The 13,494-nt window shown below is 73.8% G+C and carries 12 protein-coding genes and 1 pseudogene; 8 read left to right on the top strand and 5 right to left on the bottom strand.

What is annotated here, in order from left to right; translation table 11 throughout:
- Nucleotides 1-78: 78 nt before the first annotated feature.
- From ACE1OA_RS32560 to ACE1OA_RS32545, 4 genes and pseudogenes are all read left to right on the top strand, one after another.
- Nucleotides 79-318, top strand: a pseudogene (locus ACE1OA_RS32560) (HAD domain-containing protein); the annotation flags it as partial.
- Nucleotides 306-836 (top strand): HAD domain-containing protein, encoded by a 531-nt coding sequence (locus tag ACE1OA_RS32555; RefSeq protein WP_432753825.1) that lies wholly within the window; start codon nt 306-308, stop codon nt 834-836. The pseudogene ACE1OA_RS32560 and the gene ACE1OA_RS32555, both read left to right, overlap by 13 nt.
- Nucleotides 837-1,008: 172 nt before the next feature.
- A complete protein-coding gene (locus ACE1OA_RS32550) occupies nt 1,009-1,398 on the top strand; it encodes a hypothetical protein (RefSeq protein WP_432753824.1) in 390 nt (129 codons plus the stop codon).
- Nucleotides 1,399-1,632: 234 nt separating this feature from the next.
- A complete protein-coding gene (locus ACE1OA_RS32545; protein ID WP_432753823.1) occupies nt 1,633-2,094 on the top strand; it encodes a hypothetical protein in 462 nt (153 codons plus the stop codon).
- Between the two features lie 23 nt (nt 2,095-2,117).
- Here the strand turns inward: ACE1OA_RS32545 and ACE1OA_RS32540 are convergent, their stop codons facing one another.
- Nucleotides 2,118-3,434 carry a lipase family protein gene (locus tag ACE1OA_RS32540; RefSeq protein WP_432754119.1) on the bottom strand — a complete coding sequence of 439 codons (1,317 nt, stop codon included), beginning with the start codon at nt 3,432-3,434 and terminating at the stop codon, nt 2,118-2,120.
- 409 nt (nt 3,435-3,843) lie between these two features.
- Here ACE1OA_RS32540 and ACE1OA_RS32535 point away from each other — a divergent pair, with 409 nt between their 5' ends.
- From ACE1OA_RS32535 to ACE1OA_RS32520, 4 genes are all read left to right on the top strand, one after another.
- Nucleotides 3,844-4,494 (top strand): TetR/AcrR family transcriptional regulator, encoded by a 651-nt coding sequence (locus ACE1OA_RS32535; RefSeq protein WP_432753822.1) that lies wholly within the window; start codon nt 3,844-3,846, stop codon nt 4,492-4,494.
- Between the two features lie 364 nt (nt 4,495-4,858).
- Nucleotides 4,859-6,154: a phytase gene (locus tag ACE1OA_RS32530; protein ID WP_356601638.1), complete on the top strand. Its 1,296-nt coding sequence runs from the start codon at nt 4,859-4,861 to the stop codon at nt 6,152-6,154.
- Between the two features lie 199 nt (nt 6,155-6,353).
- Nucleotides 6,354-6,806 (top strand): helix-turn-helix transcriptional regulator, encoded by a 453-nt coding sequence (locus ACE1OA_RS32525; protein WP_384873747.1) that lies wholly within the window; start codon nt 6,354-6,356, stop codon nt 6,804-6,806.
- A gap of 177 nt (nt 6,807-6,983) precedes the next feature.
- Nucleotides 6,984-9,374, top strand: coding sequence for an excinuclease ABC subunit UvrA (locus ACE1OA_RS32520; RefSeq protein ID WP_356601640.1), 2,391 nt, complete (start codon nt 6,984-6,986; stop codon nt 9,372-9,374).
- 81 nt (nt 9,375-9,455) lie between these two features.
- On the opposite strand, the gene ACE1OA_RS32515 is transcribed toward ACE1OA_RS32520, so the two are convergent.
- From ACE1OA_RS32515 to ACE1OA_RS32500, 4 genes are all read right to left on the bottom strand, one after another.
- Nucleotides 9,456-10,271, bottom strand: a complete 816-nt coding sequence (locus ACE1OA_RS32515) for a lysoplasmalogenase (RefSeq protein WP_432753821.1) — start codon at nt 10,269-10,271, stop codon at nt 9,456-9,458.
- A 1-nt stretch (nt 10,272) separates the two neighbouring features.
- Nucleotides 10,273-11,106 carry a sterol desaturase family protein gene (locus ACE1OA_RS32510; protein ID WP_432753820.1) on the bottom strand — a complete coding sequence of 278 codons (834 nt, stop codon included), beginning with the start codon at nt 11,104-11,106 and terminating at the stop codon, nt 10,273-10,275.
- Between the two features lies 1 nt (nt 11,107).
- On the bottom strand, nt 11,108-11,827 hold the full coding sequence (locus ACE1OA_RS32505; RefSeq protein WP_356601643.1) for a FadR/GntR family transcriptional regulator: 720 nt from the start codon (nt 11,825-11,827) through the stop codon (nt 11,108-11,110).
- Nucleotides 11,828-11,963: 136 nt separating this feature from the next.
- Nucleotides 11,964-13,433, bottom strand: coding sequence for a hypothetical protein (locus ACE1OA_RS32500; RefSeq protein WP_432753819.1), 1,470 nt, complete (start codon nt 13,431-13,433; stop codon nt 11,964-11,966).
- Between the last annotated feature and the right edge of the window lie 61 nt (nt 13,434-13,494).

Below are 13,494 nucleotides of genomic sequence, written 5' to 3'. Positions count from 1 at the left end.
GGCCCTTCCCACCGACCGAGCGGGCGGCCGCACGGGCGGGGACGCCTCGGCCGCGGGGCGGACCAGTATCGTGCCCGCATGATCACCCCGGCCCATCGCCCGCTGTTGTTCCTGGACGTCGACGGACCGCTGATCCCCTTCGGCGCGGCGCCCGACGCGTATCCGACGTACGCGACGGGCGACGACCGGCTCGACTTCGCCGCCAACCCGCTGCTGACCCGTATCGATCCCGCCCACGGGCCGCGGCTGGCGGCGCTCGCGTGCGACATCGTCTGGGCCACGACCTGGATGGCGGACGCGAACGAGTGCGTCGCGCCGCGGCTAGGGCGTGTGGCGAAAGTAGCGCCGTCCGCCCGGAGGGCGGGCCTCGCGGCGTCTGGTGCGTGCGCTCGCAAGGCGGAGGGTCGCCCTCGTACTGGGCGTCCTCGGGCGATCCGACAACGCGGCGTGGGGGCCCCTCCCGTGCCCGAAGGGCTACGGGGGAGTGCGTGCCAGGCGTCGCGAGGTGGGGGCACCTCCCGGGCGAAGCCCAGGGGGAGGGACTTTCGCCACACGCCCTAGGTCTGCCTCCGCTGCCCGTGGTCGACTGGCCGGAGCCGTCCGCGAGGGACGAACGGGACCACCGGATGGGGCTGCACTGGAAGACCCGCCCCCTTGTCGCCTGGGCGGCCGGGCGGCCGTTCGCCTGGGTCGACGACGAAACGACCGACGCGGATCGCGCGTGGGTCGCCGCCCACCACCCGGGCGAGGCGCTGCTGCACCGGGTCGACCCCCGCCGGGGCCTGGACGAGGACGACTACGCGGCGCTCGACGCCTGGCTGGACCGGGTGCGCTGACGTCCGCATCCGGCACCAGGGGTGCCGCGTCGATCCCGTCGACGGTCTCCCGCCCCTGGGATCCCGGCCGTTGAGATCCGGGCCACATCTGGGCTGAACGCGTTCAACTCCAAGTCTCCGCGGGCAGGACGCGAGGGAGGAATCGCGCGGGGCGACGATCTCGGGGGGCGTCATGATGTTCGGGTATTCGGATGAGTGGTGGGTCCTGCTGTTCTTCCCGGTGCTGTGGTGGGTGCCGTTCGGGCCCTTCATCATGGGGACCCTGGGCTGGTGGTGCGCGAGCCGCCCCGGCTGGCGACCGCGCCTGTGGTCCGTCCTGCTCCCGCTGGAACCGGTGGGGGTCTCGGCGACCGCCATGATCCTGCCCCTGAGCGGCTGGGACGACCCGGCCCGGCTCGACGACGTCCTGGGCTACCTCGCCGTCTACGTCGGCGGCATCACCCTGTTCCCCTGGCTCCTGGTCTACGGCATCACCCGTACGCGGCGGGCGCTGCGTGCCCGGCGAAGCGCGTTCGACGGGGCGGCCGCAGACGGGGCCGCCGAGGGACCGGCCCAGGGATGACGGATCGAACGGCGGCGGGCGATCGGGACGTGGCCGCACCGTTCCACCGTGACGGCCGCTCCCGGCACCCGGCCGTCCGCGTCCCGGGCCATGAGGAGCACCACCTCGTGGACGTGGGGACGGCCCATCGCGCCAGCATGACGAGCCGGCCGGATGCCTCCTCGTCCGCGTCGCGCCCCAGGGCACGGGACTACCGTGGGACGTGGCGCGACGCGGACGGAGGGAGTGGTCCCGATGACCGACCCGCGAAGGGTGCCGCGGTCCTGCACGCTGCCCGGCGAGGAGCAGCCCTCGCGGCTGGCGGAGTGGGACGCCCTGTTCGCCGGCCGGCTGGCCCTGGTGTCCAGGCCCGGGCCGCTGCTGCTGCACCTGGAGCTGGACGGCGGACCGGGCGTCGGCGACCGGGTGCGGGATCTGGTGGCACGGGAGAGCGCCTGTTGCTCGTTCTTCGCCCTCACACTCACCGAGGACCGATCCGACGCACCGGGTGAGGACCTCGACCGCCCGCCCGGGACGGGCGACGGGACGGGCCGGGGCGGCCGGATCCGCCTCGGTATCGCGGTGGACGCCGCGCACGAGGGGGTCGTGGAGGCTCTGGCCACCCGGACACGCGCCTTCGTCGGCCGGAACTCCCCCGGGGTGCGCGCCGGCGGCCGGTCGCTCCGAGCTCTTCCCGGAGCGACCGGCCGCCGGTGACGACGGACCGCGAACCGCCGTGACTACCGTGCGACCGCCCGGCAGTCGGTGGTGGCCGGCTTTCCGGCGAGGCGGTCCGTGACCCAGTCGACCGCCGCTCCCTGGTCCGCGATCAGCGGCAGGAAGTGGTTGAGGAGCTTCTCCGGCAGGGGGAGGATCCTGACCGGCACGTACGTCACCGGGGCGCCCTTGGCGCACCAGTCCGCGGCGAGGCGGCGGGCCTGCTCGTGGGGTACGAGGTCGTCGCTGGTGCCGGTCGCCAGCCGGACCGGGGAGCTCGGGGTGAGCGAGCCGAGGCGCTGCCGCGCCAGGAAGGTCTGCAGGGCCGGCTCCCCCTTCACGACGTCCGCCAGGGACGCGCCGCTCTTCGTCCATGAGCTGCTCGCGCGACCGCCGTACGCGAAGAGGCCGTCGCCGATGCACATGCGGGACAGATCGTTCAGCGCGGTCCGGCCCTTCTCGTTGATGTGGGTGTCGACGATCGGCTTCAGCGCCGGCTCCGACTGCAGGAATCCGTTGATCGACCAGCCGAGGGCCGCGCTGAGCGAGCTGCCGTCGACGGCGTGGAGGACCGCGGTCAGGTCGGCCGGGGGCGCTCCGACGTAGGAACCGGCGAGCTTCACCTCGGGGGCGTAGGACGCCTGGAGTTCGGCGGCCGAGGCGGTCGCGCCGCCGCCCTCGCTGTACCCGTACAGGCCGACGGGCGAGTCGGCGGTGACCGACGCCTGGGGCAGGGCGCGCGCGGCACGCACGGCGTCCAGGACGGCGTGCCCGCCGTCCAGCCGGTTGACGTAGGTGTGCGGCCGGTCGGTCGTGCCGAGCCCGACGTAGTCGGTGACGACCACGGCGACGCCCTTGCCGAGGAACCGGTAGATCGCCAGGTTCTCGTACCCGATCGAGACGGAGCCCTCGTCGAGCGACAGCGGCTTCCCCAGGGCCTTGGAGGCGGCGCACTCGTCGCCCTGTCCCATCGTCCCTGGGGCGAGGGCGACGACGGGGCGCGGGCCGCCGCCCTTCCACGGCGTGGACGGTTCGATGTAGGCGCCGGTGACCGCGACCGGTCCGCCGGCCGAGTCCGTGGACTTGTACATCAGGCGGGTGGCCTTGCCGGGCAGCGGTCCGTGGACTCCGGGCAGGCTGAGCGCGAGCGGGAGGGCTTCGGTGCGGATCAGGGATCCGTCGGCGGCGGGGAGATCGGCCGGCGGATCGTAGAAGGCGGGGTCCGCGCCCGCCCCTGCCGTCGCGACGGTCGTGGCGCTCTGCGGCGCGGCCGAGGCCGGGGGTGCCACGCCGGCCTGGACACCGAGGCCGGCGAGCACACCGAGCGCGACGGCGGGCAGACCGCGGCCGGCCCTGGCGGTGCGGCCGCCGGCCCGCGGGCGCGGGGCTCGTTCCGCGGTCGCGGGCCGGATGGCCGGATCGGCATCGGCGTACGAAGGGTGCGGGGGGTGCGGGTGCTGAGGGTTCACGCGGCTCACTCCTACTTCGAGGGGGATGGTGCGCGTTCTCGGCCCGCCCGCGGCGGGCGCGCGATGCCGTCGACGGTCGCGGCCGACTCCGTTCCGGGCATGGCGGCGAACGGTCCCGCAGGGATCCCGTTGCGTCGGTTCACGCCCCGGAAACAGTTGTTACTGACCGGTCAGTTCAGGAGGGTAGAGCTGGATGTCACTGAGTGACAAGATGTCTGCGTGCGCCATTTCCGCGACCGTTATCCTGTGCACCTCGCTGACCGAAGGACGGTGCACACCGGTGCGTGACACGGCGCCAGATCACGCGGCGGCGGATCCCGCGCTCGCCAAGCCGTCGTTCGTGGAACGACGCAAGACGGAGCTCCGGCTGGAGATCGCGCGCGAGGCGGTGCGGCTGTTCACCTCACAGGGCGTCACCTCCACCACGGGCGAGCAGATCGCCCAGGCGGTGGGCATCTCCGCCCGCACCCTCTGGCGCCACTTCCCCACCAAGGAGAGCTGCGTCCGCCCCCTCCTCGCGGCGGGCCTCGACGCCGCGGTCGAGGCCCTGCGGCACTGGCCGGCCGGCACCCCGCTGCTGGACTTCGTCACCGACGCGGTCGGCGACGGCGACGGCGAACTGCCCACGGCCGAACCCGCCGTGCTCGACCTGATCCGCATGACGCGGACCGAACCGGCGCTCCGCTTCGTCTGGCTGCAGGCCCACGACGACGCGCTGCCCGTACTCGCCGGCCTGCTCGCCCGCCGGTCCGGGAAGAGCCCGGACGACCTCGCCGTACGCGTACACGCCGCGACGCTCAACGGCGCCCTCGCCGTGGCCGCGGAGGACTTCGCCCTCCGCTTCGCCGACGACGCCGACGCGCCCGCACGGGAACTCACCGCACGTCTGCAGGCCGCACTGCGAGCGGCCTCCGAGGGACTTCCCTACTGACCTCGGGCCCACACCCCGCCACGACGCACCGCCCCGGCGGCGACGTCCGGCACCTGCGGAACGGCGCGATCCCACAGGAGCCGTACGGCATCCCGGCGAATCCCGTCCGCGGGGAGCAAGTCGTACACGCCCTCGTGCGAGGAGGACGGGAAGCCCGGAGCGACTCCGCCCGAGCCGGGCAGCCCGAGTCGTACGGCACCTCAGGCGCGCCGGGTGCCGCCCGGGGCCGTACGGCACCCGGCCGCCCCGGGCGGTCCCCGCGCACCCCGCAATTCACCTCCCCGTCGGTCCTGCGACGTCCCGCGGCCGCCCACCCGCGAGAGCGTGTGCGCCGCACCGTCAACCCCACTGGAACTGAGGACCCATGACGACACGTCCGCTGTCACGGACCGCAGCGCTCGCGCTGACCGCGGTGGTCACGGTCGGGGCGGCCCTGCCCGCCGAGGCCACCGGCGCCGCCGGCCTCGCCGCCGTCCAGCCGCGCGCCGAGACCGCACCCCTGTTCGACGACGCGGCGGGGGGCGACGCCAACGCCGACGACCCGGCCATCTGGCGCAACGCCGCGGCCCCGGGGCGCAGCCTGGTGATCGCCACCGCCAAGCAGGGCGGGCTGCGCGTCTACGACCTGGACGCGCGGGAGATACAGTCGGTCGCCGCGCCGGCCGGCCCCGGACCGGACGACGCGCCGGGCCGCTTCAACAACGTCGACCTCGTGCACGGCCTCGGCCTCAAGGGTCACAAGGCCGATCTGGCGGTGGTCTCCGACCGCGGCAACGACCGCCTGCGGATCTACCGGATCGACCGCGACCGCCCGGGCGGGCCGCTCGGCGACGTCACCGACCCCGCCGCGGGGCCCGTCTTCTCCGCCGGCCAGGGCGAGATCAACGACCAGGCAACCGCCTACGGTCTCGCCACCTGGACCGACCCGCGGACCGGCCGCGCCTACGCGCTCGTCAGCCGGCGCAACCGCACCCGGATCGCCCTGCTGGAGCTGCTCGCCACCCCGGCGGGCACCGTCACCTACCGGACGGTGCGGACCCTGGACCTGCCGTCCTCCTTCACACTGCCCGACGGCACGGCGTGGACCCCGTGCGCCGAACCCGGCGAACTGCCCCAGGTCGAGGGCATGGTGGTCGACCCGGCCGCCGGCGTGCTGTACGCGGGCCAGGAGGACGTCGGCATCTGGCGGGTCCGCGCCGACCTCACCGGGACGCCGCGGATGGTCGACAGGGTCCGCGAGTACGGCGTCCCCGGCACCTATGACGAGGAGACCGAGGAGTGCACGCCCGGCGCCGACCCGGGCTACGGCGGCACGCACCTGACGGCCGACGTGGAGGGCCTGACCCTGCTGACGGAACCGGACGGCGACGGCTACCTCCTCGCCTCCAGCCAGGGCGACGACACCTTCGCCGCGTACGACCGGGAGCTCGCCGAGGACAACGAGTACGAGGGCGGCTTCCGTGTCACGGCGGCCTCGGCCGCCCTGGACGGCTCCGAGGTCTGCGACGGCGCGGCCGTGCTGCACGCCCCGCTCGGCCGCGCCTACCCGCACGGCCTGCTGGTGGTCCAGGACGGCCAGGAGACCCCCGCGGACGGCGACCGCGAGGCCACCGGGTTCAAGTTCGTCGACCTGGGTGACGTGATCGAGGCGCTCGACTGACCGGCCCGCCGGGTCCGCACCTCGTCGTCCCGGGCCGCACCCGGTCCCCCGCCGGGCCCGCCCCCGTCCCGGGCCGCACCCGGTCCCCCGCCGGGCCGCGCCCTCCGCCACCCGGCGGGTGGGTGCGGCCCGGCGGGCATCCGGCCGGTCCGATCACAGATCACGACTCTCCCGGTCCCGAGCCCGCCGCTGTGGCACGATGCCAAGGGTGACCAGCAGACCATCCGCGGAGGAACGCCTGCGCGATCTCGCGCGGCTGCGTCGTGTGCGCGACCGCATCGACCGGGAGTACGCACAGCCCCTGGACGTGGAGGCCCTCGCCCGGGGCGTCCACATGTCCGCCGGGCACCTGAGCCGCGAGTTCCGGGCCGCCTACGGCGAGTCGCCGTACAGCTACCTCATGACGCGCCGCATCGAGCGCGCGATGGCACTGCTGCGCCGCGGCGACCTCAGTGTCACCGAGGTCTGCTTCGAGGTCGGCTGCGCCTCGCTGGGCACCTTCAGCAGCCGCTTCACCGAGCTGGTCGGGATGCCGCCGAGCGCCTACCGGCGGGAGACGGCGACGCCGTCGCCCGAGATGCCCTCGTGCGTGTCGAAGCAGGTCACGCGACCGATCAGGAATCGAGAAGCGCGGTCTCCGGGCCGCGGCTAGCGTGGCCGTCATGGACTTCGCGCCGCACGGGGGAACGGACAACCGGCCCCGGCCCCAGTGAGGGGCCGGGCCCGCCCGACGCACGCGGAGCCGTGTGCGCGACGGGCCGGATCGAGCCGGGCGACGCCGAACGACAGGGAGACGGGGAAGGCTCCCCGCCCGACAGATGGAGACACGATGAGCAGGGCCGCCAGGTCGACCACGAAGTCGTCCGCTTCGCACGTCGCCGACAACCACGATCTGATCCGGGTGCACGGCGCGCGCGAGAACAACCTCAAGGACGTCAGCATCGAGATCCCGAAGCGCCGGCTGACGGTGTTCACCGGGGTGTCCGGCTCGGGCAAGAGCTCGCTGGTCTTCAACACGATCGCCGCCGAGTCCCAGCGGCTGATCAACGAGACCTACAGCGCCTTCGTCCAGGGATTCATGCCCACGCTCGCGCGGCCCGAGGTGGACGTCCTCGAAGGGCTGACCACGGTGATCACCGTGGACCAGCAGCGGATGGGCGCCGACCCGCGCTCCACGGTCGGCACCGCCACCGACGCCAACGCGATGCTGCGCATCCTCTTCAGCCGGCTCGGCAAGCCGCACATCGGCCCGCCGAGCGCGTACGCCTTCAACGTGCCGTCGGTCCGGGCGAGCGGCGCCATCACCGTCGAGCGCGGCGCGAAGAAGACGGTGAAGGCGACCTTCAACCGCACCGGCGGCATGTGTCCGCGCTGCGAGGGCCGCGGGTCGGTCTCCGACATCGACCTCACCCAGCTCTACGACGACTCCAAGTCGCTCGCCGAGGGCGCGTTCACCATCCCCGGCTGGAAGTCGGACAGCTTCTGGACGGTGCGGGTCTACGCCGAGTCGGGCCTCCTCGACCCGAACAAGCCGATCCGCAAGTTCACCAAGAGGGAGATGCAGGACTTCCTCTACCGGGAGCCCACCAAGGTGAAGGTCGAGGGGGTGAACCTCACCTACGAGGGACTGATCCCCAAGATCCAGAAGTCCTTCCTGTCCAAGGACAAGGAGGCCATGCAGCCGCACATCCGGGCGTTCGTGGAGCGGGCGGTCACCTTCACCACCTGTCCCGAGTGCGACGGCTCCCGGCTCAGCGAGGGGGCGCGGTCCTCGAAGATCAAGCGGATCAGCATCGCGGACGCCTGCGCGATGCAGATCAGCGACCTGGCCGAGTGGGTCCGCGGTCTGCAGGAGCCGTCGGTGGCACCGCTGCTGGCCGCGCTGCAGCGGACCCTCGACTCGTTCGTGGAGATCGGCCTCGGTTACCTGGCGCTCGACCGGCCGGCGGGCACGCTGTCCGGCGGCGAGGCGCAGCGCGTCAAGATGATCCGGCACCTCGGCTCCTCGCTCACCGACGTGACCTACGTCTTCGACGAGCCGACCGCCGGTCTGCACCCCCATGACATCCAGCGGATGAACGACCTGCTGCTGCGGCTGCGGGACAAGGGGAACACGGTGCTCGTCGTGGAGCACAAGCCGGAGACCATCGCGATCGCCGACCACGTCGTCGACCTCGGCCCCGGCGCCGGTACGGCCGGCGGCGGCGTCTGCTTCGAGGGCACCGTGGAGGGGCTGCGGGCGGGTGACACCGTGACCGGCCGCCACTTCGACGACCGTGCCGCCGTCAAGGAGTCCGTACGGACGCCCACCGGCGCCCTGCAGATCCGCGGCGCGACGACGAACAACCTGCGCAAGGTGGACGTCGACGTCCCGCTCGGGGTGCTCGCCGTCGTCACCGGGGTCGCGGGGTCGGGGAAGAGCTCGCTCGTCCACGGGTCGATCCCCGCCGGCGAGAACGTGGTGTCGATCGACCAGACGCCGATCCGTGGCTCGCGGCGGAGCAACCCGGCGACGTACACGGGTCTGCTCGAACCGATCCGGAAGGCGTTCGCGAAGGTCAACGGGGTGAAGCCGGCGCTGTTCAGCGCCAACTCCGAGGGCGCCTGCCCGACGTGCAACGGCGCGGGTGTCATCTACACCGACCTGGCGATGATGGCCGGCGTCGCCTCGCCGTGCGAGGACTGCGAGGGCAGGCGCTACCAGGCGTCGGTGCTCGAGTACCGCCTCGGCGGGCGGGACATCAGCGAGGTGCTGGCGATGTCGGTGACGGAGGCCGTGGAGTTCTTCGGCGAGGGCGAGGCGGCCACGCCGGCCGCGCAGCGCGTCCTCGCCCGGCTCGCCGACGTCGGCCTCGGCTACATCAGCCTCGGCCAGCCGCTCACCACGCTGTCCGGCGGCGAGCGTCAGCGCCTCAAGCTGGCCACGCACATGGCCGACAAGGGCGGGATCTACGTGCTCGACGAGCCGACGACCGGGCTGCACCTCGCCGACGTCGAGCAGCTGCTCGGGATGCTGGACCGGCTCGTCGACTCCGGGAAGTCGGTCATCGTCGTCGAGCACCACCAGGCGGTGATGGCGCACGCCGACTGGATCATCGACCTCGGGCCGGGCGCGGGCCACGACGGCGGCCGGGTCGTCTTCGAGGGCACGCCGGCGGACCTGGTCGCCGACGGTTCCACGCTCACGGGCGAGCATCTGGCGGCGTACGTGGGCGCCTGACGGCCCACGGAGCGGCACCGTCCCCCGGACCCCTTCGCCGACGCGGACCCGTCGGCGAAGGGGTCCGGGTGCGTCAGCCCTTCACCGCGGTACCGCCGGTGACCCGTCGGACGGGCCGGAGCCGTCCAGTGGGACACCGTGCCCCGGCGCGGCGGTCCCGCTCGTGCCGTGCTCGCGCGGCCGGCCCAGGAGTTCGGCCGGAGCCGTTTCGCCGGCGACCGGGCCGCGGTCGCCGGCGAAGGCCGTGGTGAGCAGGACGAGCGCCGCCGCGTACGTCGTCATGACGAGGACGGGACGGCCGGTGAAGTCGAGGCCCGCGGCGCCGAGGCCGATCAGCAGGTCGGACAGCACGAACACACCGCCGCCGAGCGCGGCCCGCGGGCCCATGACGTGCGCCGTCAGGGCCATGGCCACCAGCGCCATGCTGTAGACGGCGATCGCACCGGCCAGCACCGCGTCGAGCGAGGGGACGAGCGCCGCCACCGCGCCGGCCCACACGGCCGCGTACGCCAGGCAGAGCGGGCGGCGGGCGCGCAGGTACGGAACGGCTCCCTGCCCGACGAACGCGGAGATCCAGCAGAGTTGTGCCCCGAGGAAGAAGGCGATGCCGATCCCGAAGGCGGCGGGGCCCGGGACCAGCAGTGCCACGTCCCCGGCCGTGGCGAAGCCGAGGCCGGCGAGCACGCGCGTGTGCCGGTCACCGGTGCGGCGCCACAGATGGAGGGCCAGCACCGGTGCGAGCAGCGGCTTGGTGGCCCATTGCAGGGCCGGCCAGCGCAGCGCGACGGCGGTGATCTCGACGACGGCCAGCAGCCCGAAGACCGCCAGGAGCGGGGGCGGCCGGTGGACGGCTCCCCCGGCGGGGCCCGGTCCGGTGGATCGATCGGGGGTCGCCATGTCAGGCCTCCGTCGTCGGGGTCCAGCCGGGCGGGCCGAAGAGGTACCCGGCCCGGTCCCGCCAGCGCCCGGCCGTCCGTACGTCGCGCCAGGCGGCCCGGTACTCGTGGAGGGCGACCTTCAGCGGGTTGTAGGTGTCGATGTTCTTGGTCAGTCCGTAGACGACGCGCTCGCCCTCGGGCTCGAACGTGCCGAAGAGCCGGTCCCAGACGATGAGGATGCCGCCGTAGTTGCGGTCCAGATAGACGTCGTTCGAGCCGTGGTGGACGCGGTGGTGGGACGGTGTGTTGAAGACCGCCTCCACCGGGCGCCACAGGGTGCCGACCCGCTCGGTGTGCAGGAAGAACTGGTAGACGAGGCTCACGGACTGCTGGAGGAGGATCATCCACGGCGGGATGCCGAGCAGCGCGAGCGGCAGCCAGAACGGCAGGCTCGTCATCGGCGTCCAGCTCTGGCGCAGCGCGGTGGAGAGGTTGTAGCGGACGCTGGAGTGGTGCACCGAGTGGCTCGCCCACAGCACGCGTACCCGGTGATGGGCGCGGTGGAAGGCGTAGTACGCGAGGTCGTCGGCGAAGAACAGCAGGACCCAGGTCCACACCGAGGACGGCGAGAGCTCCCAGGGGGACACGGAGTAGAGCGCGGCGTAGGCGAGGACCGCGACCACCTTCCACGGCAGGCCGATGACCTGGCTTCCGGCTCCCATGGACATGCTCGTGACCGTGTCGCGGATCTCGTATCCGCGTTCGTCGCCGTCCGGGAGGAAGCGGTAGGACAGCGCCTCCACCGCCACCAGCAGCACGAAGGCGGGGATCGCGTACATCACGGCGGGTATCACGTCAGCGCACCGCCTTTCCGGTGACGGGCACGCTGCGGGCGAGCAGTTCGCCCGCCAGGCGTTCGGCCTGCTCGGGCTCCCGGGCGGCGATGTGTGCGGCGAGCCGCAGGTGGGCGTCGACGTCCAGGAGTTCGGCGGTGCGCAGGTCCACCGGCACGTCCGCGATCGGCAGCGAGCCGTTGATCAGGCTGTTGAACGCCAGCAGGTAGGCCAGGTTCCCGGAGCCCTCGACGATCAGCCGCCACCAGGCGACGTCGGCGGCCCCCAGCGCGGCGAGGTCGGGACCCGCCTGGGTGTAGCGGCCGGCGGCGTCGACGATGCGGGCCGCGGTCTCCTGGGAGCAGCGCAGCGCGCACAGCCGGGCCGCGTCCGCGCCGATGCAGGCCCGCATCTCCAGTGCGTCGCGGGCGAGTCCGTCGAGGCTGCGGTCGTCGTCGGCGCGCGCGATGCCGACGGCGAGGTCGAGGCCGGCCGTGCGGCGCCAGTCGAGGACGAGCGTCCGGCCGCCGTGGCTGACGTCGACGAGCCGGGCCTGCTGGAGGCGCTTGACCGCCTCGCGGACGGCGTGGCGGTTCACGCCGAACTCGGCGGCGAGGTCCCGCTCCGCCGTGAGCGCGTCGCCGGCGGCGTAGGAGCCGGCGAGGATCCGGTCCCGGAGCAGCCCGTAGAGCTGATCGGAGACGGCCTCGCGCCGGATGGGTTCCTGACGTTCCTGGGTCATGGCGATCAGAGTGGACGCGCCGCCATCACTGGTCAACTGGTTGGACCAGTCGAATTTCCGGAGCCGGAGGAAGCGGCTCCGCCAGCGGTACGGGGGCGCGGCGGGACGCCGTTCCCCCGGGTGCCTCGCCGTGGGGTCAGGTGCGCAGGCGCGCCACCGCCCATTTCGCCCGCGTGGACAGCGGGGCGAGCTCTTTCGCCGACTCCTTGCCGATCAGGTCCAGCAGGCGGCGCGCGTGGGCCATGGTCGCCCGCGCGAGCCCGGCGTCGGCCGCGTCGATCGCGGCGAGCGTGAGTTCGAGGTGCTGTTCCGTGATCAGCCGGCCGAGTCCGCGGCGGAGCAGACCGGGGTCGCCGGTGTCCGTCGCGGCCCGGCCCCGGGGGCCGTCCGCGCCGACCGCCGCCCGGGCCCGCTCCAGCGCGTGCCCCGCCGCCTCGAGGTCGCCCTTGAGCCGCTCCAGGCGGGCGAGGACGTACGCCTGTGACGCCCGGCCGGCCGCCGTGTCCTGCAGCGAGAGCAGGTCGGCCCGGGCGCGCGCGGCCTGCGCGTGGTCGCCTGCGCGTTCCAGCGCGCGGCTCAGCCTGCGGAGCCGGTCGGCGTCCGGGCCGGTGTCGTCCAGCAGCCGGATGAGCGCGATCCGGGCGTGTGCGACGCGCTCCTGACGCAGGGCCAGGTCGGCCCAGGCGAACTCCTCCTCCGCGGTTCCCTCCCGCTCCCGGCGTCTCGTCTCCGCGGCGCGGGCGAACGCGACCGCGCCGGCGCGGTCGGCGACCTGCCCGTCCGTCGCCGACCGCAGGAGGGGGATGTCCGCGTCCCGGGCGTGGGGCGCCACCAGCGCCGCGGCCAGCCATCGTTCGGCGTACCACTCGGTCCGCTCGGCGTCCTCGCGCGCGAGGAGGAGCCGCAGCAGCGGGAGGTCGTCGTCCCGCGGGTCGTACGAGGCCGCGTGCAGCACCCCCGCCCGGAGCACCGGATCCCCGGCCGCCGTCTCCCGGGCCCCGGCGTCACCGGCTCGCATCCGTTCCAGCGCCTCCCGGCCCGGTCCCAGGACCACCTCGCGCAGCGGGCGCCGGGCGGACTCGTGGACGCGGTACGCGCGGAGTTCGGCGGAGCCGAGGAGGACGTGGTCCGGTTCGGTGCGCAGCGCGGCGGCCTCCGACCGCGCGACGAGTTCTGTCAACGGCCGGTCCGGCAGCCCGAGGCCCGCGAGCAACCGGGCCCGCTGCTCGTCCAGTTCGGGCGCGAACTCCTCCTTGGCCTCGGTGTCGCCCGCCCGCAGGACGGCCGCGAGTTCGTCCTCGCCGAGATCGGCGGAGACCTCCTCGCACCACCAGGGCAGCCGGATCAGGATCTCGAGCGCTTCGCCGACGCTGTCGGCCAGCAGCGCGGCGTCGCCTTCGGAGGAGGCGTGGAGCACGGCCCCTCCCTCGCAGAGGAAGTAGGTACCGCCGGTGTCGTCCCCCGCGATCGGCTCCAGCGGGGCACCGGACGCCAGATGCACGTCCTCGACGTGACGGGCGCGCTCCAGATCGAACTGGAACGGAAAGGCCGCGAGGGCGGCCAGGTCCGGATGTCGTCGCAGCAGTTCCAGCACCGGGTCGGTCATGGGCCCACCCTAAGAGCTGTCCGGAGGCGAGCCCGCGCGCCCGCAACCCGTCTCCGGGATC

Source organism: Streptomyces sp. JL2001, assembly GCF_050917515.1.
GTDB lineage: Bacteria > Actinomycetota > Actinomycetes > Streptomycetales > Streptomycetaceae > Streptomyces.
The sequence above is the reverse complement of the archived record's forward strand: the minus strand, read 5'-3'. Positions and strand labels throughout refer to the sequence as shown.